Source organism: Pseudooceanicola marinus (assembly GCF_002786295.1).
In the GTDB taxonomy this organism is placed as follows: Bacteria; Pseudomonadota; Alphaproteobacteria; order Rhodobacterales; family Rhodobacteraceae; genus Pseudooceanicola; species Pseudooceanicola marinus.
The window spans coordinates 329,691-355,050 of sequence record NZ_PGTC01000009.1 but is presented as its reverse complement, the minus strand read 5'-3'; the positions used below and the strand labels follow the sequence as shown (position 1 = coordinate 355,050).

Here is a 25,360-nt window from a genome sequence, read left to right as displayed (position 1 = left end):
GCCCAAACGGCCATGACCATCACCACAGGGAAAATCACCATGACGCTCTCCAAACTCCTGACGACCACCGCCGCGGCCACGATGATGGCCCTGCCGGCCTTCGCGATGGACGTGACCATCGCGCAAACCTCCGCCGTCAATACGCTGGACCCGCACGGCTCCGCCTCGGTGGGCCTCGACCTGTCGGTCCTGTCGCACATCTACCCCACGCTGATCCTGCGCGCGCCCGACTACTCGCTGCAGCCCTCGCTGGCGACCGACTGGGAAGCGGTGGACGACAACACCTGGAAATTCACCCTGACCGAGGGCGCCACCTTCGCCAATGGCGAGCCGCTGGATGCGGAAACCGTGGCCTGGAACATCGCCCGCGTGACCGACGCCGAGAACCCCAAGCGGATCTCCTCCTGGTTCTCGCAGATCGACGGCGTGAACGTGATCTCCCCCACCGAGTTCGAGATCACCACCTCCTCGCCCTACCCCGCGCTGCCCGCGCAGCTGTCGATGTTCATGCTGCTGCCCCCCGAATGGGCGTCCGAGCATGACCCGGTGACCGAGACCATGTCGGGCTTCAAGTACCAGATGACCGAATACGTGCCGGGCGATCACATCACCCTGTCGCCCAACCCCGACTTCTGGGGCGAGGCCGCGCAGTTCGACAGCGTCACCTTCCGCGTGATCCCCGAAACCGCCAGCCGCGTCGCCGCGCTGATGGCCGGTGAGGTCGACCTGATCAACAAGGTCCCCGCCTCCGAGATCGCCCGCATCGAGGAAAGCCCGAACGCCACCGCCGGCGCCGTGGACAGCACCCGGTCCGTCTTCATCAAGTTCAACACCGAGAAGGCCCCGCTGGACAACAAGGCCTTCCGCCAGGCGCTGAACTACGCCGTCGACAAGGAGTTGATCGCCGATGCCCTCTTCGACGGGCTGGCCACCGTGTCGAACTGCCAGGTGATGACGCCCGACTACTTCGGCTACAACCCCGACCTGGAAGCCTACCCTTACGACCCCGAGCGCGCGCGCGAGCTGCTGGAGGAATCCGGCGTCGACCTGAGCCAGACCATCGAGTTCGAGCTGCCCGCCGCCACCTACCTGCAGGGCGAGGAAGTCACCCAGGCCGTGGCGCAGATGTTCGGCGACGTGGGCGTGAAGACCGAGATCCAGACCATGGAATTCGGCGCCTACCTCGACAAGTACCGCGCCGCCCATGACCTGGGCCGCCTGTCCCTGCTGGGCCAGGCCTGGGCCACGATCGACGCCGACGGCCTGCTGACCCTGTTCAAGCCGGGCAACCAGTACTCCTACTGGAACGACGAGGCCTTCGACGAACAGCTGGTCGCCGGCATCGCCACCACCGACCCCGAAGAGCGTGAGGCCGCCTACAAGAAGGCGACGGAGATCATGTGTGAAGAGGCCCCCGTGGTCTTCCTCTACGCGCAGCCCGCCACCTTCGGCGCCTCCACCCGCGTCACCTACGAGGGTCGCGGCGACGACTGGCTGCGTGCCTTCGACATGTCCCCGGCGGACTAAGACCTCCCCGACTGCGGGCGGACGGCTTCGGCTGTTCGCCCGTCTTTTTATTCCCCAGGAGCGCAGGATGGAGCTGTTCGCCAGCCATTTCGGGACCTACGAGATCGACCGCACGGGAGAGACACCCCGCCTGCGCCCCTTCCGTCACGACCCTGCCCCGTCGCCCCTTGGCGAAGGGTTCCTGGCGCTGTCCGATCACCCCACGCGGATCCGACAGCCCATGGCGCGTCGCGGCTGGCTGGACGGGGATGGCGGCGCGGCGCGCGGCGCTGACAGTTTCGTCCCGCTTTCCATCGAACGGGCCAGCGAACTGGCAGCTGCCGAACTGGACCGGGTGCGCCGGACCCATGGCAACGGCGCGATCTTCGGCGGCTCCTACGGCTGGGGCTCCGCGGGGCGGTTCCATCACCCGCAAAGCCAGCTGAAACGCTTCCTCACCCTCGCCGGCGGCTTCGTTTCGGCCCGCAACACCTACAGTTACGGCACCGCCAAGGTGCTGATCCCGCATCTGGTGGGCCCCGCCTATTCCGACCCTGGCGCGTTCAACCCGACCTGGGACCGGATCGTGGCCGAACGTCCCTTTATCCTGTCCTTCGGCGGCATGCGCCTGTCCAACGCCCAGGTCGAGGCCGGGGGCACCGGCGCGCATCGCACGCGCGGCTGGCTGACCGCCTTCGCGCAAGCGGGCGGCGAGATGCTGACCCTGTCGCCCGATCGCCGCGACGCGCCGCAGGGCGATCACCTGGCGATCCACGCGGGCAGCGATGCCTGCGCCATGCTGGCCATGGCCCATGTGCTGATCCACGAGGGCCTGGTGGACGAGGCTGCGGTGCGTCGCCTGACCACGGGCTATGACGCGCTGAAGGCGCTGATCCTGGGGCAGGCCGACGGGCCGGCCCGCACGCCGGACTGGGCCGCACCGCTGACCGGGATCCCGGCCGCGACCCTGACGCAGCTGGCGCGCAAGCTGGTCGCGGGCCCTGCCCTGATCAACCTTGCCTGGTCGCTGCAACGCGCCGTGGCCGGTGAACAACCCTATTGGGCCGCGCTGGTTCTTGCGGTGCTGTCGGGCCAGATCGGGCAGCCCGGCTGCGGCTTGGCCTGTGGACTTTCGGCTGTCTCCTCCGTCGGCAACCCGCTGCGCCGGTTGCGCGGCCCGGCGTTCGTGCAGGGCACGAACCCGGTGAGCGACTTCATCCCCGTGGCCCGCATCACCGAGATGCTGGAACGCCCCGGCGAGACGATCGCCTACAACGGCGCGTCGCTGACCCTGCCCGACATCCGGCTGATCTGGTGGGCCGGTGGCAACCCCTTCCACCATCACCAGGACCTGAACCGCCTGGCCCGCGCCTGGCGGCGCCCCGAGACCGTCATCGTGCAGGAGAGCGTCTGGACCGCCACCGCACAGCACGCCGATCTGGTCTTCCCCTCTGCCCTGCCGAGCGAACGCGACGATATCGCCGCCGCCTCCCGCGACGACTGGATCATCCGGTCCAGCAAGGTGACCGAGCCGCCCGCGGGCGTCGAAACCGACCACGCCGTCCTGTCCCGGATCGCCGAACACCTTGGCCTGGCCGAGGCCTTCCACGAGGGGCGCAGCGAGGCCGAGTGGATCGCCCAACTTTACGCGGGCTACTGCGCCGCCTTCCCCGAGCTGCCGGACTGGGACACCTTCTGCGCCACCGGCCATGCCCGCCTGTCCGATCCCGTGCCCGAGGAGGTGATCCAGCCGCTGGAGGCCTTCCGCGCCGACCCGCAGGCCTCCCCCCTGGCCACGCCCAGCGGACGGATCGAGCTGATGCCGGCCCTGCTGCGCGCCGCCGACAGCCGTCTGGGCGCGCCGCTGACGCGCGTGGTCGTCAGCGATGCGGGCGAGGATCCCGCCCTGCCCCTGCGCCTGCTGTCGCCGCAACCGGCGCAACGGCTGCACAGCCAGCTCGACGGCGCGCCGATTGCCGAGGACGCGCGGCGTGACGGGTTGGAAGTTGCCCGTGCGCATCCCGACGAGATCCGTGCCGCTGGCCTGATTGCCGGGGCGCCCGCCCTTCTCAGCAATGAACGCGGGGCCGTTCTGGTGATGATCGAGGCCGACAACCGGCTGGCCCCGGGCCATGTGGAGCTGCCCACGGGCGGCTGGTACGCCCCGCGCCGGATCGACGGGCGCTGGATCGACTGCGGCGGCAATCCCAACACCCTGACCCGCGATAGCGGCAGCTCGGAGCTGTCGCAGGGCCCCAGTGCGGGCGGCGCCCGGGTGCGCCTGGAACCGGCGCCCGCGCCGGAGCATCTGGGCGTGGCCCAGAGCGCCGGCGGAGCATAAGGCACCTACACTTCCCGACAGGATGGGAATATAATTCCCCCTCGACACCAATCAGGTCAGGCCCATGCTAGATTCCTTCGACAAGAAGATCCTCGGATTGCTCCAGAAGAACGCCGAGATGCCGATCGCCGAGATCGCGGCGGAGATCGGCCTGACCACGACCCCCTGCTGGCGTCGCATCCGCAAGCTGGAGGAGCAGGGCTATTTCAAGCGGCGCGTCGTCCTGCTGGACGAGGAGAAGCTGAATGTCGGCGTCTCTGTCTTCATGGCGATCCGCACCAACCAGCACAGCCGCGAATGGTCCAGCGCCTTCGTCAGGGCGACCCGCGACATTCCCGAGATCGTGGATGTCTTCCGCCTGGCTGGCGACGTCGACTACATGCTGCGCGTCGTGGTGCCGGACATCGCCACCTACGACAAGGTCTACCAGCGGCTGATCGAGAAGGTGGAGATCCAGGACGTCTCCTCGATGTTCGCGATGGAGACCATCCGGTCCAGCACCGAACTGCCCCTCGACTATATCTGACCCCGGCACGGCACCGCGCCGGGGACAGGGACCGGAGCCTCAGGCGGCCGTGCTGCGGAACACCGCGCGCGCGGGATCGGCCTCGTAGAGGTCGACCAGCTCATGCGCCTCGCGCGAGAGCGCCGCGACGCTTTGCAGGATGAACTCCACCTCGGCGTCGGACATCAGGACCGACAGGTTAAGGCGCACGAAGCCGGGCTTCTCCAGCTCCTTGCCCGACAGGATGTCGCCGCGAATACGCGCGACCGCCTCGGCATCATGGCCCAGCAGGTCGAGGACATAGGGCCCCGCGCAGGCACAGCCGCCGCGCGCCTGGATGCCGTAGCGGTCGCTGAGCATCCGGGTCGCCAGCTGCTGGTGGATGTAGCCGCCGCGCGGGTTGCGGATCCGGAAGGACAGGATCGGCAGGCGCGCGGGGCCGGTCAGCCCCAGAAGCTCCACCCCCGGTTCGGCGTCCCAGGTGGCGATGGCCCGGGCCGACAGCGTCGTGTTGCGCGCCGTCATGAAGGCCTCACCGATATGTTCCTTCACGATCACCGCCAGGGCTGCGCGGATGTCGCCGACGACGTTGGGCGTCCCGGCCTCCTCGCGCGCCTCCAGCGCATCGGAATAGTCGTGCCCCTGGGACGAGACGAAGCGCACGGTGCCGCCGCCGACCCAGGTGGGCCGGTCGGAGACCACGGCGTCGCGGCGCAGCACCAGCACGCCCGAGGCGCCCGGGCCGCCAATGAACTTGTGCGGCGAGAAGACCAGCGCGTCTATGCCCGCGCCCTCGGCGGGCTGCATGTCAATCTGCAGGTAGGGGCCGCCCCCGGCGTAGTCCCAGACCATCAGCGCCCCTGCCGCCTTCGCCTGGCGGGTCAGCCCGGCCACGTCGGCGATGAGGCCGGAGACGTTGGAGGCCGCCGAAAAGGCGCAGATCACCCGGTCATAGGCCCCCGCATCGGCCAGGGCCGTGGCTAGCGCCGCGCGATCCGGCCCACCGTCGGCCGCCTCGGGCAGTTCGACGACCTCGGCGCCGCATTCGCGCCAGGGCAGGATGTTGGAATGATGTTCGTAGGGGCCGATGATGACCTTCACCCGGCCCCGGTCCGCGCCCAGCAGGCTGACCAGGCGGTTGAGGCCGGCCGTAGCCCCGCTGCCGGCGAAGATGACGGCATGGTCCTGCGTCGCCCCGCAATGGGCGCCGATGGTGGCCCGGGCGGCATTGCGCAGCCGGGTCATGACGCCGCCGCAGTAGGACGCCTCGGTGTGGCTGTTGGCGTAGAAGGGCAGCACCCGCTCCAGCATGAACATCTCCAGCGTGCGCAGCGCCCGGCCGGAGGCGACATAATCCGCATAGACCAGAGGCTTCGGCCCGAAGGGGCCCTCGACCATCGCGTCCTTCCCCACCAGGTCCTTGGCAAGCGCGGATACCGGCGGCAAGGCAGCGCGGAAGGCGGACAGGAGGGAGGCAGGATCGGAAGGGGTCATGGCGGAGGTCCGGGATTGGGGAGAGGAAACGGCGCCGCGGTGGCGTCGCCGCAAATCTACCAGCCCCCGGGCGCAAGCCGGTTCCAAATTGGGGAAGGACGCGGCCCAGACCTGCAATCCGTTTCCACGGATCGGACCAACCGCAGCAGTGAATGCTCTGCCGGGCGGGATGCGCGCAGTTTGGGCCCTCAGGCGCCGCACCACGGGGCGGCCAAGCAGTCAGCCGAAGCGCGTGGGCAGGTAGGGGATCGAATCGATCCGGTTGTTGCTGCCATAAATATGGCCCGCAACCATCTGGCCGGTAGTGGCGCCAAGGGTCAGGCCAAGGTGGCCATGGCCGAAAGCCAGCACGACCCGTTCGGCGCCGGGCGCCGGGCCGATCACCGGCAGCGTGTCGGGCATCGCCGGGCGGAAGCCCATCCAGCGCGCCTCCCCTGCCCGGTTCAGCCCCGGCAGCATGGTTTCGGCGTGGCGGGCCATGACCTCGACCCGCGACCAGCGCGGCGGCGCCTTCAGCCCGGCCAGCTCCACCCCGCCGCCGATCCGCAGGCCCACCGACATCGGCGTCATGTAATAGCCCTTCTCCGGGATCGACACGGGCCGCGACAGGGTTACGCCCGGATCCGGCAGGGTGACGTTGTAGCCACGTTCCGTTTCCAGCGGGATCTTCAGCCCCAGGGACCGGGTCAGCGCCGTGGAATGGGCCCCGGCGCAAAGCACGACGCGGTCGTAGTCCACTGCGCCCCCTTCCGGCAGGCGCAGGCGCACACCGGTCTCGGTCGGGGTCACGCCCGCCACCTCGCGCAGGCGCAGCTCTCCGCCGCGCTGCTGCACGGCGCGGGCCATGCGCTCGACCAGGCCGTGGGGGTTCAGGCAGTGGCTGAGGTTGGGCAGGTGGATGGCGTAATGCAGATCGCGGGTCAGCGACGGCTCCATTTCGTGCAGGCGCTCGCCCATCACCGGCTCCACGTCGCAGGCGCCGTGTTCGGCCCTGGCCTGCCAGCCGGCGCGATCCGCCTGGAAGGCGCGGCGGCTGGTGTAGGCCAGCAGGGCGCCGCGCGTCACGCGCAGGTCCTCGGCACCGATCTGCGACAGCAGATGATCCCAGTCGCCGCGCACATGCGCCATCAGGGCCGCCATGGCGAGGGTGCCGTGACGCGCCTGCCCCGGGCGCCCGGCGGCAAGAAACCGCAGCAGCCAGGGCGCGATCTGCGGCAGGTAGCGCCAGCGCAGAGACAGCGGCCCGTCGGGCTGCAGCAACATCCGCGGCACCTGGCGCAGCATGTCCGGGGTGCTTTCGGGCAGCACCGCGTAATCGGCGAAGATCCCCGCGTTTCCGCGCGAGGCGCCGGCGGCCACCCCCTCGCGGTCAAAGACCGTCACATCGGCCCCGCGCTCGATCAGCGCCAGCGCGCTGCTCAGCCCGACGACCCCTGCTCCGATTATGGCGATACGCATGGCGCTGTACGTCCCGTCCCGATGCCCCGCATGTGCAGGTAGCTGGAGGGCACCAAAACTCAGCACGGATACGGATGGAAGAGGCTGGCGGACAGAAATGGGCCGCCAAAGATGTCCCTGACCGCTGTTTCGGCGCAGGAACAATCAAACGACGGCAAAGATTTATCCAACACCACTCTTTTGAGCGGTTAAATTCTAGCGGTCAAAGGACCGCGGTCTGTCGCCACGCATGGGAGGCGGGCCGACTTCGAAATGGAGGCCGGCCCGGCGAGGTCAGGCAAACCTCATTCCGGCGGACGCTTGCGCGCGGCCCCGGCAGCCATGCCGGCACCGACCCCCTGCATCAGCGCGCCCATGAGGCCCGGCATCGTGGCCCCGGGCACCCCGGCGGCGCCGACGCCTGCGGGCGGCGCGGGCGCTGCGGGCGGCGCGGGCGCTGCGGGCGGGTAGCCATAGGGCAGCTTGCGCCGCGGGTGTCGCATGGCCAGGGCCAGCACGATCAGGCCAACGCCAAGGAAGATGCCGCCCAGAACGGTGGCCGCGAACAGCGGGTCCCGCATCTCGACCAGCAGGATCCACAGCGCCACCGTGAAGAAGCCCAGCCCCACGAGCATGAGGATCGCGCCGACGATCGAAGCGCCGGCGCGCAGCGCCATCCGGCGCAGGGCGAATGAGAACCAGGTCAGCATCTGCGCCCCCTCAGCGGCGCGACAGGACCAGACCCAGCAGGAAGCCGACGCCACCCGCGATGGCCATGGCCGAGGCGGGATTTTCGCGTACGGCGGTCTCGGCTTGGTCGTAGGCTCCCCGGGCACGTGCCTCGGCCTCGGTCAGTCCGGCCTGGGCGTCCCGCTTCAGCTTCTCCGCACGGGCGCGCGCCGAGGCGGTCATCTGATCCTTCTGGGCCTGACCATAGGCACCGAGAGTGCGCGTCAGCTCGGCAATATCGGCACGCACCGCATCCAGCTGCGCCTGGATGGCCGCCGGATCCGAAGGATCGGTCGGTTTGGTGGTGCTTTCGGTGCTCGCGCTGCTACCGGTGGAGGATTTTGCGGTCGCCATGTCGGATCTCCTTGCGATGAATCGACGGGAATTCTCTGGGTATCAACCCATTACGCCGCCGCCCGGTTCCATGAAAATCGACATGAAAATCCAAGGAAGGCCGGCCAAAAAACAGCCGCATTCTGACCGTAGGGATACTCAAGACCTGATTCCGTTAACCCGTGAGAGCCATGTGGTTCCGTGCCTTCCTTCGCGCCTTCCCGACCCGCCCCCTGCTGGCGGGCCTGATGCTGTCGGCCTTTGCCGGGCTGAGCGTCGCGCCCTCGCCCGTGGCGGCCCAGTGGGACTGGGGCGGCGGTTGGGGTGGCGGCTGGGGTGGCGGCTGGGAGGACCCCGATCCGGAGCCGGAGCCCGAACCGGAACCTGTCGAGCCGACCGGCATCACCCATGTGATCTACCTGATCGGCAGCGACTTTTTCCCGGAAGAGGTGCACGCCCAGCTGGGCGACACTCTGATGTTCGTGAACCTGACCCACAGCAACCAGCTGATCGAGGCGAATGACGGCAGCTGGGCCTCCGGGACGCTGGGCTACCACAATACCTACCCCATCATGCTGGACCATGAGACGGACTGGGATTTCACCGGCACGACCTACAGCTACAGCTACTGGGGCACTTACGAGACCACCTTCGACGGGCGCGCGCTGGACGCCCCCCACGACAGTGAAACGGATCCGAAGGACTATCCCTATGTCGCCACCAGCCTGGCGGAGCGGTTCAACATCACCGAAGCCGTGCGTCGGATCGAGACGACCCGTCAGCACGTCTATACCGTCGACACGCAGGGCAATATCTTGAACGGCGCGCCCGGCGGCTGATCCCGTCGGCCCTGTGCTGTCGCCCCCTCAGATCGGCTCTGCGTCATCCTCGACGAGGGGCTCCATCAGCTCCGGCCCGCTGGCGCGGTTCGAGTTGACCTCTGCCCCCACGCGCCAGCCCTGCAGCACGCCCTCTGCCGCCGGACGCATCAGCGGTGCGGCCCCATGGCCCGCCTCGCCCAGCCACAGCGGCCAGTTCGGTTCCTCGATCACCACCGGCATGCGGTGATGTACCGGCGCCATCAGCGCATTGGCGGAGGTGGTGACCACGGCAACCGTCTGCAGGCTGTCCGGCCCCTCCCCCCAGGCCTGCCAGATGCCGGCCATCACCAGGGGCGCCCCGTCCGCGCGGGAAAAGAACCACGGCAGCTTGCGGTCCCCGGCCCGATGCCATTCGTAGAATCCGGTCACCGGCACCAGGCAGCGGCGTTGCCGACAGGCCTCGCGAAAGGCCGGCTTCTGGGCGATGGTCTCCGCCCGGGCATTGATCAGCAGCGGGCCGTCTGTCGGGGAGTGGTACCACCGAGGCAGGAACCCCCACCGCATGGCGACAAACCGGCGCGCCTCTACCCCGCCGTCCGACCGAACGACGGCCAGCGGCTGGGTCGGGCACAGATTGTACTGAGGCACCTGAGGCAGATCATTGTCCGGCCGAGCGCCGAACAGCCGGGCCATGGCATCATGGGGCAGCGTATTGGCGATGCGCCCGCACATGGCTAGCGCGAGAAAGCCTTGCGGGCGATGTCGATCCGGGCGTCCATCATCGAGATCTCCTTCAGGATCTCCTGGCGCCGTGTCCGGTCCCCGGTCTCCCTCAACTCCGCGCGCAGGGCACGCAGTTGGCGCGACAGGGTGACGAACTCCGGCTCGCCCCCGGCCTCCTTCACCATCCGGTTCAACAGCGCGTTTTCGGGATCGTCGACCGCCGGCAGCGGTTTGCCTGACCCCGGCAGATCCTTGAAATCCCCTCTGGCCTCGGCCTCGGAGATGCGGCTGTTGATGAGGTCGATCAGGGGGTGATCCATGGCGCGCTCCTTTCCCCAAAGATAGGTCCTGCACCCCGGGCACTGCAAGAGGCGGGCGTGGGCCCTGCGGTCGCGCAGCGCCTGCAAGATCTGCCAGACCCGACCGCCGGTTTCGGCCCTAGCTTTGCCTTCGCCCCCCCCTAGTTAGGGGAGTTGCCGGTTCCCCCATAAGCGGCTTTGCTCTTGCGCAAACACGAAGAGGACGAGAATCTCATGAAATACAAAGCCTTGACTGCCGCGGCCCTGGCCCTTGGCCTGGCCGCCCCGGCGAGCGCAGACCCGCTGATCGGCTTCGGCCTCAGCTTCGCCTTCGGAGGCGGCGGCACCGATGTGGGTGTCGGCCTGCGGGTCTTTTCCGATGACGAGGAAGACAGCACCGTTGCCTCGGTCGGCATGGACTATCTCTTCACCTCGCAAAGCTGGCGCGCCACCGCCGGCGTGGCGCAGCTGATGGACGGCTCCTACATCGGGGCTGATCTGGGCGTGAAGCTGAACGGTGGCGGCTTCGACGCCGGCCTGTCGCTCGGCGCGGCAGATACCGAGGATGACGAGCCTGCGGCCCCGCCGTCGCCGCCGATGGATCCGGGCCAGCAGCAGCCCGGCTGATCCCGCAGAGGCCAGACCACATGCGAACGCCCGCCGGAGAACCGGCGGGCGTCTTGCGTTAGGCACCGGGTGGACCCGCGCGAGCGCGGGCCCGGGCTGCGTCACTTCACGGTGATGCGGCCGTCGGTGTAGGGCTTGTAGGGCCCGTTCTCGGCCAGGTACTCCGCCGTCACGTCAGCCAGGTCGGGGCCGAAGTCGTAGGCATTCATGGCATCCTTGAACATCGCATAGCCGTCCCCGCCGTTGCGGACGTAGTTGTTGGACACGACGCCATAGACCTTTTCCGGGTCGATCGGCTCACCGCCCACCATGACCTCGGAGATGCGCGAACCGGGCTCGGCCGCCGGATCGACGGTGAAGGTCACCCCGGCCACCTGCGGGAAGCGGCCTGCGCCCTCTTCCATCTGGCTGGCGCCGTTCTCCAGAGCTTCGACGAAGGTCGCGCCGGTCACCTGGAAGGTCGACAGGGTGTTCTGGAAGGGCAGCACGGTCAGCACTTCGCCCATCGTCACTTCGCCCGCGTCGATGGAGGCGCGGATGCCGCCGCTGTTCTCGATGGCGATCTCGATGCCCTGGTCGGCGACCCGGTCCAGCATGGCGTCGGCGATCAGGTTGCCCATGGAACATTCCATGGCACGGCAGACGTCGCGCGCCCCGATGATCTCTTCCGAGGCCTCGGCGACCACGGTATTGCGGATTTCGTCCAGCGGCTCCGCGGCTTCGGCGATACGGGCGACGGTGGCGTCATCCTCGGTCACCGCGGCATCCATGATCAGCGGTGCGCCCTCGGCGGAGATCACCGTGCCCTCGTCGTCGAAGGTCACGTTCAGCTCGCCCAGGAACTTGCCGTAGGCATAGGCCGAGACGATGGCGGTTTCGCCGACCATGGTCGGGTACGGGCCTTCGGCGTCCTCGTCGTCATTGGCCAGGTAGGTGTTGGAGTGACCGCCCACGATCACGTCGACGCCGGTGGTGTTGGCCGCCACCGTCTGGTCAACGCCATAGCCGGAGTGGGACAGGACGATGATCTTGTTCACACCCTCGGCGGTCAGCTTGTCGACCTCGCCCTGCACCGCCTCGGAGGGGTCGGTGAAGGTGATGTTGTCGCCCGGGCTGGCCAGTTCGTCGGTGTCTTCCGGCGTCAGGCCGATCAGGCCGATGGTCTCGCCGCCCACCTCGATGGTGGTGGATTTCAGCAGGGTGTCGGCCAGCAGCGGTTCGGCCGAGACGTCGGCGTTGGACATCAGCACCGGGAATTCAACCGCATCCATGAAGCCGCGCAGAACCTCGGGGCCGTCGTCGAACTCGTGGTTGCCCACGGTCATCGCGTCATAGCCCATCTTGTTCATCATCTCGGCGGCGAGCTTGCCCTTGTAGTAGGTGTAGAAGAGCGTGCCCTGGAACTGGTCGCCGCCATCCACGAGGATGGAGTTCTCGGCGCGGGCCCGGGCCTCTTCCACCGCCGTCACCAGGCGGGCGGAACCGCCGAAGCACTCACCGGCATCGTTGTCCTCGGCCGAGCAGCCGGAATCGTATTTCGAGATCGGTTCGAAACGGGCGTGGAAGTCATTGGTGTGAAGAATGGTCAGCGAATAATCGGCCATGGCGGTGCCGGCGCTCAGCGCCAGGGCGGCCACGCTCGTCAGCAGACGGACGGACATTGGGTTTCTCCCCTCTAAGGTCAATTCTTATACCGGGATGCTGCCCCGGCGCATGCCACCTGTCAAAGCCGAACTCTGCGTCAGGGCCATGACACCGGCGCCCCGCGCAACGGAGTCTGACCAGACGATCAAAATAGTCACAAAACTGTCACATATGAGGGGAAAGCTGCCCCTAGGGCAGCCTGAAAGCCGCCCTGGACCCGGTCGCCGGCGGGAGCCTGTGGGGGCTCAGACCGCCCCTGCAAGTCCCGCCGCGCGGGATCATTTCGCCGGCAGCTCGGCCTCGACGAGGGCCACCATGCTTTCGGCGACGATGGGGATCAGCTTGTCGTTGAAGTCATAGGCCGGGTCATGGACCATCGGCGAGGGCGCGCCCTCCTCCGACATGCCGAAGAAGACATAGGCGCCGGGCGCTTCCTGCAACATGAAGGCGAAATCCTCCCCCGCCATGATCGGCGTCGCCTCGGAATAGGTCACCGGCGCGGCGTCGGACGACAGGGCCACGGCCACGTCGGCCACCGCCGCCGTGTCGTTGACCAGCGGCGGATAGCCCCCCGACCACTCGAAGGTCATCTCGACCCCGGCGGCATCGGCATGGCCCTGGGCGATGCTGCGGATCCCCTCCTCCAGCACCTTGCGGTCCGAGGGCACGAGGCAGCGCACGGTGCCGCCGATCCAGCCGTCGCCCGCGATCACGTTATGAGCGGATCCGACGTGGATCTGGGTCACCGACACGACCGCCGAATGCAGCGGGTCGATGCGGCGCGAGACCAGCTGTTGCAGGGCCACCACCAGTTCCGACAGGGCCAGGGCACTGTCCTTGGCCATATGCGGCACGGCGGCATGGCCGCCCTTGCCGGTGAAGGTGACGCGGAATTCATCCGCCGAGGCCATGGTCGGCCCGCTGCGCGTCGCCGCCTGGCCCAGCATCATGCGCGGTTCATTGTGAAAGCCGAAGATGCGGTCACAGGGGAAACGCTCGAACAGCCCCTCCTCGACCATCTTGGCGCCGCCGGCCAGCCCTTCCTCGGCGGGCTGGAAGATCAGGTGCACAGTGCCGGAAAAGTTGCCTTCGGCCGCCAGCGCCTCGGCAGTGGCCAGCAGGCTGACGGTGTGGCCATCATGACCGCAGGCGTGCATCTTGCCCGCCACCTTCGAGGCATGCGGCAGGTTGGTCTGTTCATCCATCGGCAAGGCGTCCATGTCGGCCCGGATCCCGATGGCCGGCCCTTCGCCGCGTTTCAGCGTCGCCACCATGCCGGTGCGGGCGATGCCGGTCGTCACCTCGAAGCCCGCGGCGCGCAACCGCTCCTCCACAAGGGCGGCGGTGCGGGTCTCTTCGAACCCCAGTTCGGGGTGCGCGTGGATGTCCCGGCGCAGGGCCTGGTGATCGTCGAAATGATCGGCGAGGAAACGGGCAACGGCGGAGGGGGTGGCAGTGGTGGGCATGGCAGGCGTCCTTGGATTTGCTTGCCCCGAGGCTGCGGGAGCCGCGGGGAAATGGCAAGGCCGGACGGCCCACGACGCAGGGGTGACCGCACGGTTGCGCATGCTGCACCTTTTCCGCGTCACATCCTGGACTATAGTCATCCCTGTTGGGACTCATTCAGATCGGCATCGGTCGATACCCGTCGGGAAACAGCGCGCTGCGCGCGTGGCCGGGCCCGAAACGGGTGCGCGCCCCGGACCACAGGCCCGAGGCGCGCGGGGATGCTTGCGGCGGCTGGTGTGTGTGTGAGTGCCGTCAGCCGCCGCAAGCCGCGGGCGAGCCGTGCCGGGCTCGCCCGCACCTGCGGGAAGAGGTGTGTGGAACCGTGTCTCTTCCCGCAAGTATGAAGGCCCGGTCCCGGGGTGCCGTCCGGGCGGGCCAAAGATGAGATGTCCTTTCCATCCTTTCCAGGTTGGACCCGGGGCGCGGCGCTATGCCGGTTCGGGTCAGTTCTGCATCGGTCCATCGTCCTGCGCCCAGGGCCTTTGGCCACGGGGCTTGGGGGGACGGCCCGCCACCGGCGGGCCGCTCCCGGGATCTTCGTCAGGCAGCCGCCGTAGTGGTGGCCGTGGTCTTGGCCCCTGCCAGGAAGATGAAGTTCTCGTCGATTGCCACGTCGGCCACCGTCAGTTCCCCTTCCAGCAGGACCGTGCCCTGCCCGGGGATCTCGATCAGCACGCCGCCCTGCTCCCGCTGGGTGAACACCAGGTCGGCGATGGAGGTCAGGCCGGGCACGTCCAGCTCGATCACATCCTTGGCGGGCTGGAAGTCGGTGATGACATCGCCCTCGACCGTGTCACCCTCGGCGAAGGCGAAGGTGTCGTTGCCGGACCAGCCGGTCAGCGTGTCGGCGCCTTCGCCCCCTGAGATGTAATCGTCGTCCTTGCCGCCGTTCATCTCATCCGCGCCTTCGCCACCATACATGGAGTCGTTGCCCTGGGACCCGGCCAGGGTGTCATTGCCCTCGCCACCGTCGATGACGTCATGCCCGTGGCCGCCCTTGAGGTAATCTTCGCCGGTCCAGCCCAGCATCTCGTCGTCGCCAGAGCCGCCGAACAGCCGGTCATCCTGCTGCCCGCCGTTCATCAGGTCCTCGCCGGCGCCGCCTTCAAGGAGGTCATTGCCCTCCGAGCCGGCCAGGGTGTCATCGCCACGGCCACCGTCGATGGTGTCATCCCCTTCAAACCCCTTGAGGTAGTCGGCATAGCCCGACCCCACCAGGTGATCGTCGAGCGACACCGTGTCTTCGGGCGCCTCGAGTTCGACAGGTTCTTCGGCGGGGTCTTCCACCGGGGCCTCCGTCGCCCCATCGGGGGCGGTGACAGAGCCCGCGTCGGGCGTGGTCAGGTCGTCGCTGCCGGCCGAGCCGGCCAGATCGTCCTCCCCTGCCCCGACCGCGAGGTCGGAGCCGGGGATCGTCACCTGAAGGACCTCATAGGGTTTCAGCGTCACGGTGATGACCGAGCTGTCGTAGGTATAGTCGGTCAGCTCGGCGCCGACGTCATGCTCGTTGTAGTAGTACTTCTCGCCGTCGATCTCGACGAAGTCCGCATCCACGCGGCCCTCGCCGGACACCCAGTGCCAGCCATTCGAGGTGCTCTGGTCGATGCCGATCTTGACGCCGGTCGCGCCCTCGACATCGCCGCCCACGAGCTCGCGCAGGTCGATCTCGATCGTTTCCACCTCCAGCGAGCGGGACGACAGGTAGACCACCGTCTCGTCCTGGTCGGCATAGGCGTTGACCTCGATGGTGCCGTCGTCGCCGGGAATGTCCAGCTCCAGCAGCTCCTTGCCCGGCAGCGCCGAGGACATCAGATCGAAGGTGGCGCCGTTGATCGAGGTGGTCACCCGACCCTGATCGTCGGTCGTCACCTCACCGTCGCGGTCGCCCGCCAGATCGGTGGAGGTGTTGTGCATCACCGCCCAGGCATCGGCGTGATCCACGCCCTGTTCGATCATGTTCTCGAACTGCTCGACCATGGTCGAGGCGGCCTTCATGCCGGTCTCTGCGGTGTTGGAGGTCTTGATGTTCCACTCGGTGATGTGAAGATCCAACTCCTTGTCGAAGGCCGCGTCCCAGACGTCGTAGTCCTTCTCGATGTAGTTGAACTCCTCCAGGCTGTCCTCGTAGGTGTCGTGGTCCTGGCGGTAGTAGTAATGTTCCACCACCCCATCCAGGTCCGCGCGCGCCTCCTCGTCCAGCTCGGCGATGATCGCCTCGTTGGCGCCCTCCAGACGTTCGATCCAGGAGCCGTCGGCGACGGAGACGTGGAAGTCCGACGCGCCCGTGGGCGTGGCCATCTGCACTACGATGTGCGGCTGATCCTCGGCCTCGACACCGGCGGCCTCCATCCCGTCGGCCAGGGCCTTCACCGCGATGTTGGCCTTTGCACCGTATTCGCTCTCGCCGATGGTGGTCCAGTATTCGTTGCCCACCTCGAAGCCCGCGACGACATCGCCGTACTGCTCCATCACCAGCTGAGAGAACATCTCGATGTCGGTGCCGAATTCCTCGTATTCCTCCAGCGACAGGTGCTGGGTCGGGATGACCAGCGTGACCTGCTTGCCATCCGACAGATCGCCGTCGCCGTTGGGATCACGTGCCCAGTCCAGCAGCTCGGTCACCTCCTGCGACAGGGTGGCATTGCCCTCCTCGTCGTAGTCCAGGTCGACGATGTTCAGCCACTTCTCGCCCTCTTCGGCGGCGATGCCGTCGCCCTTGCCGGCGGGGAAGCGGATGTTCTCGATGTCGGTGGCATCCAGCGCGTCCTGGATATTGTCATTCAGCGCGCCCCCTTCGGAATTGATCCCGAACATGACGTTGCCGCCGAACATCGCCTGGTTGACGCTGTTGCCGCTTGCCGTGGCGCCTTCGACCGTGAGGGAGATCGTGGGCTCGGGCGTTGCCTCGCCAGCGGTCTCCTCGGTGGCCTCGGCAGGCGCTTCGGCGACCGGCTCATCCTGCGCCGCGTCGACGCTGTCTTCGCCCGCTGCACCGGCCAGGCTGTCCTCACCCGCGCCGGACGCCAGGCTGTCCTCGGCCTCGGGGGCCGGCTCCGCCGCTGCCGTTTCGGTCGCCTCGGCTGCAGAGGCCTCCTCTGCCGGGGCCGCGTCTTCCTCCGGCTCGGCTGCGGCAAGCTCCGGCTCCTCGACCTGCTCCTCGGGCGCCGCCTCTTCTGCGGGCTCCTCTTCGGGGGTCTCGGCGGACGCCTCCTCCGCTTCGGGGGCCTCGTCCTCGTCCAGATCGGCAAAGATGTTGGTGGTTTCCGGCTCGGTGATCTCGACCACCTCGCCCTCATCGCCGGTGAAATTGCCGACCCAGGAGGTATCGGCGGCCAGTTCGTCGGCGGTATAATCCTCCACCACGGCCACCAGCTCGTCATCCAGGTAGAGCGCAGCCCCGCTGCCGTCCTCCATGTCGACGATGGACAGGATCCGGTCACCCGCGACGAAATCGCTTTCGGGGATCAGGTTGCCTTCGCTGTCGTAGAGATAGACCTGGTCGGATTTCAGGCTGGGATCATGGCTGGCATTGTCGAAGCCCGAGATCAGCGCCGGCGCGGCGCCTGCCAGGCCCGTGACGACATCGAACTTCACCGTGTCGTCCAACTCGTCGACCAGGCTGTCAGCCGTGATCGCATCCTCCGCGCCGGCAGCCTGCTGGCCCAGCGTCGGATCGGTTACCGCGGCTTCTCCCGTCGCGGCCTGGTTATCGGGGGAACCGGCCTGGTCGGCCGGCTCCCCTTCTTCTTGTCCTCCGTCGTCGGACGAAGCGTCCTCGGGGAAAGCGAAGTCGAGAATGCTGGTGCCGTCTTCCGCCGGCGCCTGCTCTTCCGCGATCTCGTCCTCTCCGTCCTCTGCTTCTCCCTCGACACCGAGGAGTTTACCCAAAGTACTGTCTTCGGCGACATAGCCCGAGGCCATCATGCCGAAGAGCGACACTAATAACGGTTCCACTCTGAAACTCCGCACTCACTACTGACACACACAAGAACAGCTTGACGCAAAATTCAGGGCAGTGAACCGAAATACGTGCAACGACAGCTTTACGTTTAAGTTGAGTGAATACGAACGACAGCGCTCTTCATACCGCCTGGAAACAGCAAGTTATCCAGGCAAGTCATTGGGCGCGTTGGGAAAATCCGAAGACGTAGATTAACGATCCATAAAGCGGATCGATACAATTCTAGGGAGAGCACAAAAATGCAACGCTGCCCCTGCAGGAGTCGCGCAGCCCGGAATCTGTTTAGATTTTCACCTTAAAGGCGAGTGAGAGACCCCTGAATGGGGTCTCTCACTGCCGAGATACACTCAATGACCATCGGGTGTGTGTGTGTCAGGGTGACGGAGCAAAGCTGTATCCTGACCCCATCTTAGTCCAAAACGATCCGTTTTTGGTAGATTTTATTGGGTTTTCCGCGGTCGGCGGATCACAGCCAACACACGCGCCCGAACGCCCGCCTTCCGATAGGTGATTCGAGCCGACTTTCAGACAAACAGGGGAGGAAGGCCGCCAAAACCGGGAATATTTCCCGCCAAACGCCAAAATTGACGTTCACGTCAGCATGAATGTTCCTGGCAGATTTCAGCCCGATCTGGCGGGCCAGACCGGAGGCGGACCTTAGACATTGGTCGCAATACTATACCGGATGGATATAGGGCGGCTTTGTCAGCCGTCCAGAAGACATCTTCACAGCCCGGAAGATTCGCGGTGTCTCGGCAGCCTGGGTGGCCAAGCAGGCCACCCGGAGGCACAACCTTAAGGCGATCAACCGTGGCGAAAGTGCGGCAGGTTAGGGGGCGATCCGGCAACTATCCCAGCGCCAGACCCTAAATTGGTTCCAAAGAGACACCAATCGCAGCGTGACCGCCACATTCCTGCCATCCCCTGTCGCCGGCATGAAAGCCGCGCCGACAGCCTGTCCTGCCGGCCTAGGCCCGGTCGACCACGTGATCGGCGTCGATGTGGCCAAGCGCCTGCAGCAGGGAGGAGGTGTTCACCACCCCGAACTTCTTCAGCAGCTTCGCCCGGTAGACCTCGACCGTGCGGTGCGAGATGTCGAGCTTCAGCGCGATTTCCTTCGACGTCAGCCCGTCGGCCAGAAACGAAATGATTTCCCGCTCGCGCCGGGTCAGCTCGTTGTAGGGGCGGATCGACGACAGGTCGGCGAAGGACCAGACGGCGCGTGCCAGCGGCTCGTCGGGGGTGAAGGAATGGCCACGCACCCGGCACCAGAACAGCGTGCCGTCAGAGCGCGCCATGATCCGCTCGTCCCAGTAGACGTTCTTTTCCGCCAGTGTCCGGATGCCCCGGTCGCGGATGTTCACGAATTCCTCCCGCGAGGGATAGAGGATCGAAAAGGTCTGATCGCGCAGCTGGTCGCGGGCGTACCGAAACATCTCCGCGAAGGCGATGTTGCAGTCGCGGATCACCCGGTCCTCGGTCACCACAAGGCCCACGGGCGCATGCAGGAACGCGATCTCCTCGAACCGTCCGGAACGGTAGGCCTCGTCGATAAGTAGTTCCACGATATTGCTCCCGATCCCGGGCAATGGGATCTTCCTGACGCAAGGAGATACTGAAACAGACGGCCCCGCGCAATGCGACCGTCTGCCTGACTTAAGGGAGGGAGGACCCATGAAATCAGTGTTCACACTGGTCGGCGCGCTTGCGTTCGGCCTGGGCGTCACGGGGGCTGCGCAGGCGCAGGACCCGGTGAAGATCGCCCTTATCCACGGCATGTCCGGCTCAGCGCTGGAGGCGTTTTCCAAGCAGTCGCAGACCGGGTTCGAGCTGGGCATCGAATATGCCACCGGCGGCACGAATGAGATCAACGGCCACCCGGTGGAGATCATCCACAAGGACACCCAGTTCAAGCCCGACATGGCGCGCGCCGCCCTGGAAGAGGCCTATGGCGATGACGAGGTGCTGCTGGCCGTCGGCGCCACCTCTTCGGGGGTGACCCTGTCGATGCTGCCCATTGCCGAGGAATACGAGAAGATCCTGATCGTCGAACCGGCGGTGGCCGACGGGCTGACCGGCGAGGACAGCAACCGCTACGTCTTCAAGACGTCGCGCAACTCGTCGATGGACATGCAGGCCCAGGCTCTGGCGCTGGCCCCTGATGAAAACCTTTACGTTGCCACCCTGGCCGAGGATTACGCCTTTGGCCGCGACGGCATCACCGCCTTCAAGTCCGCGCTGGACGGCACCGGCGCAACGGTCGTGACCGAGGAATACATCCCCCAGGGCACCACTGATTTCACCGCCTCCGCCGAACGGATGTTCAACGCCCTGAAGGATCACGAGGGCCGCAAGGTCATCATGATCTACGTCGCCGGCGGCGGTGACCCGATGGGCAAGATCCAGGCGATGCAGCCCGAACGCTATGGCATCGAGATCTCGACCGGCGGTCACATCCTACCCGTCCTGCCCACCTACAAGCGGGTCCCGGGCATGGAAGGCGCCATCTACTACTATTACGAGGCGCCTCAGAACGAGGTGAACGACTGGCTGGTCGACACCCACATGGAACGTTTCGAGACGCCCCCGGACTTCTTCACCGCCGGTGGCATGTCCGCCGCTCTGGCGGTCGTGAAGGCGCTGGAGACAGCCGAGGAGTGGGACACCGAGACCCTGATCGAGACCATGGAAGGCATGTCCTGGGAAACGCCCAAGGGCACCATGACCTTCCGCCCCGAGGATCACCAGGCGCTGCAATCCATGTACCACTTCAAGATCCGCGTGGATGAGGACGTCGACTGGGCGATCCCGGAACTGGTCCGTGAGATCAAGCCGGAAGAGATGGAAATCCCGATCGGCCGCGAGAACTGACCGCGACGATCCACTGCCCGGGGCCGGTCCATCCCCGGCCCGGGGATTTTCCCAAGACAGACCGCCGGCGCGACGTATCCCCGCGCCCCGGCAGACCCCAGGTTTCCCATGTCCAAACCATCCCTCATCACGCAGGATCTGACGATCCGGTTCGGCGGCCACGTGGCCGTGAACGCCGTCAGCTGCGACTTCCGCCCCGGGGAGCTGACGGTGATCGTCGGCCCAAACGGCGCGGGCAAGACCACCTATTTCAACCTGATTTCCGGCCAGCTGCGCGCCACGTCGGGCCGCGTCCTGAAGGACGGCACCGATCTGACGAAGATGGCGCCCTCGACCCGCGCCCATCATGGCGTCGGCCGGGCCTTCCAGCTGACCAACCTCTTCCCCGAGCTGTCGGTGCTGGAAAACATCCGCCTTGCGGTGCAGGCGCGATCTGGCGACGGCTGGCGCATTTTCCGATCGGCCAGGTCGCTGACCGAACTGACCGCCCGCGCCGAACGCTACCTGGAGGCCACCAAGCTGCAGGGCGTCGCCCATCAGGCGGCCTCGGAACTTAGCCACGGCGACCAGCGCAAGCTGGAGGTCGCCCTGCTGATGGCGATGGAGCCCGACATCTACATGTTCGACGAACCCACCGCCGGCATGTCCCTCGACCACGCGCCCGACGTGCTGGAGCTGATCGCCGAGATCAAGCACGACACCTCGAAGACCGTGCTGCTGGTCGAGCACAAGATGGACGTGGTGCGCGCGCTCGCCGACCGGATCATCGTCCTGCACAACGGCACCCTGCTGGCCGACGGCAACCCCGAGGAGGTGATGTCGAGCCAGTTGGTCAAGGATGTCTACCTCGGCAAGGGGGTCGAACCCGCATGAGCCTGCTTTCGCTGAAGAACATGAAGACCTCCATCGGGCAATACCATGTGCTGCACGACGTGAGTTTCGACGTGCCCGAGGGCGGCGTCTTCTGCCTGCTGGGCCGCAACGGCGCGGGCAAATCCACCACCCTGCGCTCGATCATGGGGCTCTGGTCCCCCTCCCCCGGCTCCGTCACCTTCCGGGGTGAGGATCTGACCGGCCTGCACACCGCCGACATCTCCCGCCGTGGCATCGCCTTCGTGCCTGAGGACATGGGCATTTTCGGCGGGCTGACGGTGGAAGAGAACATGATCCTTGCCACCGCCAACGGGACCTTCGACAGGACCCGGCTGAAATGGATCTACGGCCTTTTCCCCGCCATCGAAAAATTCTGGGACAAGCCCGCCGGTGCCCTTTCGGGAGGGCAGAAGCAGATGCTGTCGGTGGCCCGCGCCATCATCGAACCGCGCCAGCTGATCCTGATCGACGAACCCACCAAGGGGCTGGCGCCCTCCATCGTGGACAACATGGCCGAGGCCTTCCGCGAGATCTCGGACAAGACCACGATCCTGCTGGTGGAACAGAATTTCGAATTTGCCCGCTCGCTGGGCCGCGACATGGCCGTCATCGAGGACGGCCGCGTCGCCCATACCGGCAGCATGGCGGATTTCGTGGCCGACAAGGACCTGCAGGATCGCCTGCTGTCCCTGTCCGCGTGAGGAGGCCCGAGGAGAGACAATGGACAAATTGAATGAAACCATCGACCGGCTGGGCGGGGTCTATCTGCTGCCGGTCGCCGTGGCCGCGGTCTGCTTCGTGCTGATCGGCGCGCCATCATCCTGGGCCACGCTGACCGTGGCGGGGCTGGCCATGGGGATGATGATCTTCCTGATGGCCTCTGGCCTCAGCCTCGTCTTCGGGCTGATGGACGTGCTGAACTTCGGCCACTCGGCCTTTGTATCCCTGGGCGCCTTCATCGCTGCCAGCGTGCTGGCCTCGCTCGGCGGCTGGCTGGGCTCGCCCTCGCTGATGCTGAACATCGCGGCCCTGGTCGCGGCCTTCGGCGCGGCGATGGTCTTTGGCCTGATCGCGGGCTGGTTCTTCGAGACCGTCATCATCAAGCCGGTCTATTCCGATCACCTGCGCCAGATCCTGATCACCATGGGCGCGCTGATCGTGGTCGAGGAGCTGATCCTGGCGATCTGGGGTGGCACGCCGTTCAGCGTTGGCCGCCCGGCCTTCCTCGAAGGGGCCTTCGTCATCGGCGACGTCACGATCGAGATCTACCGCTTCTTCGCCTTCATGCTGGGCCTGATCGTCTATGCGGGCCTCTACTGGGTGCTGAACCGCACCCGCCTGGGCCTGCTGATCCGCGCCGGCGTGGAAAACCGCGAAATGGTGGAGGCGCTCGGCTTCCGCATTGACCGTCTGTTCATCGGCGTCTTCATGGCGGGCAGCGCGCTGGCCGCCCTCGGCGGTGCCATGTGGGCGGGGTATGAGACGCTGATCACCCCGCACCTGGGCGCCGACATGATGATCGTCGTCTTCATCGTCGTCATCATCGGCGGGCTGGGCAGCGTCCAGGGCACCCTGCTGGGCGCGATCATGGTCGGGCTGATGTCCAACTACGTGGGTTTCCTGGCGCCGAAACTGTCGCTGGCGTCGAACATGCTGTTGATGATGGTCATCCTGCTGTGGCGGCCCAACGGCCTGAAACCGGCGGTGAAGTGAGGCCGAGATGAAAAACCAAACCTCCCCCATCGTGAAACTGGCCGTTCTGGCCATCGCCGCGGCGCTGCTGTTCTGGCCGTTCCTGTTCCAGGACGTGCGCTCGATCCAGGTGGCGGCGCGGATCTGCGTCTTCATCGTGCTGGTGGCCAGCTACGACCTGCTGATCGGCTATACCGGTATCGTCAGCTTTGCCCACACCATGTTCTTCGGCTTCGGCAGCTATGGCGCGGCCATCGCGCTGGACCGCATGGGCGCGGGCTGGACCCCTGTCCTGCTGGGCGGTCTGGCGGGTGTCGCCGTGTCGCTGGTGGTGGCCGTGGCCGTCGGCCTGCTGTCGCTGCGCGTGAAGGCGATCTTCTTCGCCATGATCACCCTGGCGGCGGCCTCCGTCGCGCTGGTGCTGGCCTCGCAGCTGTCGGGCCTGACCGGGGGCGAAGACGGCATCACCTACCGCGCGCCCGACCTGTTCAAACCGGCAACGAAGCTGCTGGTGGACGAAGAGGGCAAGGTGGCCAGCCTCTTCGGCGTGCGTCTGAACGGCAAGCTGGCGGCCTACTACTTCGTCTTCGTCAGCTCGCTGGTGCTGTTCCTGGCGATGCTGCGCCTCGTCGCCTCCCCCATCGGGACGGTGCTGAAGGCGATCCGCGAAAACGAAGCCCGAGCCGAGGCCATCGGCTATCGCGTCGTGGCCTATCGCACCTTCGTCTTCTGCATTGCGGCCGTCATCGCCTCGCTTGCGGGCACGGTCTATGCGGTCTGGCTGAAATACACCGGGCCGGAAACCGCGCTCAGCTTCGACATCATGATCGACATCCTGCTGATGGTGGTGATCGGCGGCATGGGCACCATGTGGGGGGCGGTGATCGGCGCCACGCTGATGGTCCTGGCGCAATACTACCTGCGCGACCTGATGGGCTCCGCCTCCGAGGCGCTGGCCGGCCTGCCCGTGTTGCCCGACATCCTGTCGCCCGACCGCTGGCTGCTGTGGCTGGGCATCGTCTTCATCCTGCTGGTCTACTTCTTCCCGAAAGGGATCGCAGGCACGCTCTCGGCCCGGGGGAAAGGCGCATGAGTTCCGATCCCCGCTTCAGCTTCGTACCCGTTCTGGACCACGAACTGCACGTCACCGAATGGGGCGACCCGGCCAACCCGGCGCTGGTGATGTGGCACGGGCTGGCCCGCACGGGCCGCGACTTCGACGAGTTGGCCCGTGCCCTCTCGGACCGCTACTTCGTCCTCTGCCCCGACACCATCGGGCGGGGCCTGTCCAGCTGGTCGAGCAACCCGGCGGCGGAATATTCGGTGGAATACTACGCCGGGATCGCGGGCGACCTTCTGGATCGCTACGGCATTACCCGGGTGGCCTGGATCGGCACCTCGATGGGCGGGCTGATCGGCATGCGCATGGCCTCCGGGCCGCTGGCCGAGCGGCTGTCGTGCCTGATCGTCAACGACATCGGCCCGGAGATCCCCCAGGCCGCCATCGACCGCATCCTGGCCTATGCGGGCTCGGCCCCCGAATGGCGCAGCATGTCCGAGGCCGAGGTCTGGTTCCGCCAGTCCTACCAGCCTTTCGGCCCGGCCACGGATGCCTTCTGGCGGCGCATGGCCCGCACCTCCGTCCGGCGCAAGGGCAACGGCATGTTCACCCTACACTACGATCCACGGATCACGATCCAGTTCTCCGCCTCGCCCGACGAACTGACGACCTGGGACCGCTGGGCACGCATCGCGATTCCGGTGCACGCCATCCGCGGCGCCGACAGCGACCTGTTCCCGACCGGGGTCGCGGCCCGCATGGCCGCCGATGGCCCGCGCGCCGCCACCACCGAGATCGCTCGCTGTGGCCATGCCCCCACCCTGTCGCGGCCGCAGGACATCGCCATGATCCGGCAGATCCTGACCGATCTGGGCGGCTGAACCGCCCGGGATCGCGCGGCGCCGTTGACCGGCGCCGCGTTTCGGGGCATCCCC

At 66.8% G+C, this 25,360-nt stretch carries 21 protein-coding genes; 11 read left to right on the top strand and 10 right to left on the bottom strand.

Features of this window, described 5'->3' with window-relative positions:
• Positions 1–39: 39 nt before the first annotated feature.
• From CVM50_RS02830 to CVM50_RS02820, 3 genes are all read left to right on the top strand, one after another.
• Complete coding sequence (locus CVM50_RS02830) at positions 40–1,527, top strand: ABC transporter substrate-binding protein (protein ID WP_100148430.1); 1,488 nt, start codon at positions 40–42, stop codon at positions 1,525–1,527.
• Positions 1,528–1,594: 67 nt separating this feature from the next.
• Positions 1,595–3,847, top strand: coding sequence for a molybdopterin-dependent oxidoreductase (locus CVM50_RS02825; protein WP_085886215.1), 2,253 nt, complete (start codon positions 1,595–1,597; stop codon positions 3,845–3,847).
• A 64-nt stretch (positions 3,848–3,911) separates the two neighbouring features.
• On the top strand, positions 3,912–4,373 hold the full coding sequence (locus tag CVM50_RS02820) for an Lrp/AsnC family transcriptional regulator (protein ID WP_085886216.1): 462 nt from the start codon (positions 3,912–3,914) through the stop codon (positions 4,371–4,373).
• Between the two features lie 39 nt (positions 4,374–4,412).
• Here CVM50_RS02820 and CVM50_RS02815 read toward each other — a convergent pair whose 3' ends face one another.
• The 4 genes from CVM50_RS02815 to CVM50_RS02800 form a co-directional block, all read right to left on the bottom strand.
• Complete coding sequence (locus CVM50_RS02815) at positions 4,413–5,846, bottom strand: aminotransferase class V-fold PLP-dependent enzyme (protein WP_085886217.1); 1,434 nt, start codon at positions 5,844–5,846, stop codon at positions 4,413–4,415.
• Between the two features lie 219 nt (positions 5,847–6,065).
• On the bottom strand, positions 6,066–7,304 hold the full coding sequence (locus CVM50_RS02810) for an NAD(P)/FAD-dependent oxidoreductase (RefSeq protein WP_085886218.1): 1,239 nt from the start codon (positions 7,302–7,304) through the stop codon (positions 6,066–6,068).
• A gap of 284 nt (positions 7,305–7,588) precedes the next feature.
• A complete protein-coding gene (locus tag CVM50_RS02805) occupies positions 7,589–7,993 on the bottom strand; it encodes a phage holin family protein (protein ID WP_085886219.1) in 405 nt (134 codons plus the stop codon).
• A gap of 10 nt (positions 7,994–8,003) precedes the next feature.
• A complete protein-coding gene (locus tag CVM50_RS02800; RefSeq protein WP_085886220.1) occupies positions 8,004–8,366 on the bottom strand; it encodes a DUF883 family protein in 363 nt (120 codons plus the stop codon).
• 170 nt (positions 8,367–8,536) lie between these two features.
• Here CVM50_RS02800 and CVM50_RS02795 point away from each other — a divergent pair, with 170 nt between their 5' ends.
• A complete protein-coding gene (locus CVM50_RS02795; protein ID WP_085886221.1) occupies positions 8,537–9,184 on the top strand; it encodes a cupredoxin domain-containing protein in 648 nt (215 codons plus the stop codon).
• A gap of 27 nt (positions 9,185–9,211) precedes the next feature.
• Here the strand turns inward: CVM50_RS02795 and CVM50_RS02790 are convergent, their stop codons facing one another.
• Both CVM50_RS02790 and CVM50_RS02785 read right to left on the bottom strand, forming a co-directional pair.
• Positions 9,212–9,898 carry an SOS response-associated peptidase gene (locus CVM50_RS02790; RefSeq protein WP_085886222.1) on the bottom strand — a complete coding sequence of 229 codons (687 nt, stop codon included), beginning with the start codon at positions 9,896–9,898 and terminating at the stop codon, positions 9,212–9,214.
• A 2-nt stretch (positions 9,899–9,900) separates the two neighbouring features.
• Positions 9,901–10,209, bottom strand: a complete 309-nt coding sequence (locus CVM50_RS02785; RefSeq protein WP_085886223.1) for a DnaJ family domain-containing protein — start codon at positions 10,207–10,209, stop codon at positions 9,901–9,903.
• 213 nt (positions 10,210–10,422) lie between these two features.
• On the opposite strand from CVM50_RS02785, the gene CVM50_RS02780 reads away from it, so the two are divergent.
• The gene (locus tag CVM50_RS02780; protein ID WP_085886224.1) at positions 10,423–10,815 is read left to right on the top strand and encodes a hypothetical protein; all 393 of its coding nucleotides are present in this window, start codon (positions 10,423–10,425) and stop codon (positions 10,813–10,815) included.
• 101 nt (positions 10,816–10,916) lie between these two features.
• Here the strand turns inward: CVM50_RS02780 and CVM50_RS02775 are convergent, their stop codons facing one another.
• The 4 genes from CVM50_RS02775 to CVM50_RS02760 form a co-directional block, all read right to left on the bottom strand.
• On the bottom strand, positions 10,917–12,476 hold the full coding sequence (locus tag CVM50_RS02775) for a bifunctional metallophosphatase/5'-nucleotidase (RefSeq protein ID WP_085886225.1): 1,560 nt from the start codon (positions 12,474–12,476) through the stop codon (positions 10,917–10,919).
• Positions 12,477–12,737: 261 nt separating this feature from the next.
• Positions 12,738–13,925 carry an amidohydrolase gene (locus CVM50_RS02770; protein WP_085886226.1) on the bottom strand — a complete coding sequence of 396 codons (1,188 nt, stop codon included), beginning with the start codon at positions 13,923–13,925 and terminating at the stop codon, positions 12,738–12,740.
• A gap of 583 nt (positions 13,926–14,508) precedes the next feature.
• The gene (locus tag CVM50_RS02765) at positions 14,509–17,922 is read right to left on the bottom strand and encodes a calcium-binding protein (RefSeq protein ID WP_143515547.1); all 3,414 of its coding nucleotides are present in this window, start codon (positions 17,920–17,922) and stop codon (positions 14,509–14,511) included.
• A 975-nt stretch (positions 17,923–18,897) separates the two neighbouring features.
• Entirely contained in the window at positions 18,898–19,494 is a 597-nt protein-coding gene (locus CVM50_RS02760) for a helix-turn-helix transcriptional regulator (protein ID WP_232618132.1), read from the bottom strand.
• A gap of 109 nt (positions 19,495–19,603) precedes the next feature.
• Between CVM50_RS02760 and CVM50_RS02755 the strand changes: the two genes are divergently transcribed.
• The 6 genes from CVM50_RS02755 to CVM50_RS02730 all read left to right on the top strand — a co-directional run bounded on the left by CVM50_RS02755 (position 19,604) and on the right by CVM50_RS02730 (position 25,306).
• Positions 19,604–20,800: a substrate-binding domain-containing protein gene (locus tag CVM50_RS02755; protein WP_085886229.1), complete on the top strand. Its 1,197-nt coding sequence runs from the start codon at positions 19,604–19,606 to the stop codon at positions 20,798–20,800.
• Positions 20,801–20,908: 108 nt separating this feature from the next.
• Positions 20,909–21,673: an ABC transporter ATP-binding protein gene (locus CVM50_RS02750; protein WP_085886230.1), complete on the top strand. Its 765-nt coding sequence runs from the start codon at positions 20,909–20,911 to the stop codon at positions 21,671–21,673.
• A complete protein-coding gene (locus CVM50_RS02745; protein ID WP_085886231.1) occupies positions 21,670–22,374 on the top strand; it encodes an ABC transporter ATP-binding protein in 705 nt (234 codons plus the stop codon). The genes CVM50_RS02750 and CVM50_RS02745 overlap by 4 nt, the downstream gene beginning before the upstream one ends.
• A gap of 19 nt (positions 22,375–22,393) precedes the next feature.
• On the top strand, positions 22,394–23,386 hold the full coding sequence (locus CVM50_RS02740; RefSeq protein ID WP_085886232.1) for a branched-chain amino acid ABC transporter permease: 993 nt from the start codon (positions 22,394–22,396) through the stop codon (positions 23,384–23,386).
• A gap of 7 nt (positions 23,387–23,393) precedes the next feature.
• Positions 23,394–24,458 (top strand): branched-chain amino acid ABC transporter permease, encoded by a 1,065-nt coding sequence (locus CVM50_RS02735; protein ID WP_085886233.1) that lies wholly within the window; start codon positions 23,394–23,396, stop codon positions 24,456–24,458.
• A complete protein-coding gene (locus tag CVM50_RS02730; RefSeq protein ID WP_085886234.1) occupies positions 24,455–25,306 on the top strand; it encodes an alpha/beta fold hydrolase in 852 nt (283 codons plus the stop codon). The genes CVM50_RS02735 and CVM50_RS02730 overlap by 4 nt, the downstream gene beginning before the upstream one ends.
• The last annotated feature ends 54 nt before the right edge of the window (positions 25,307–25,360 follow it).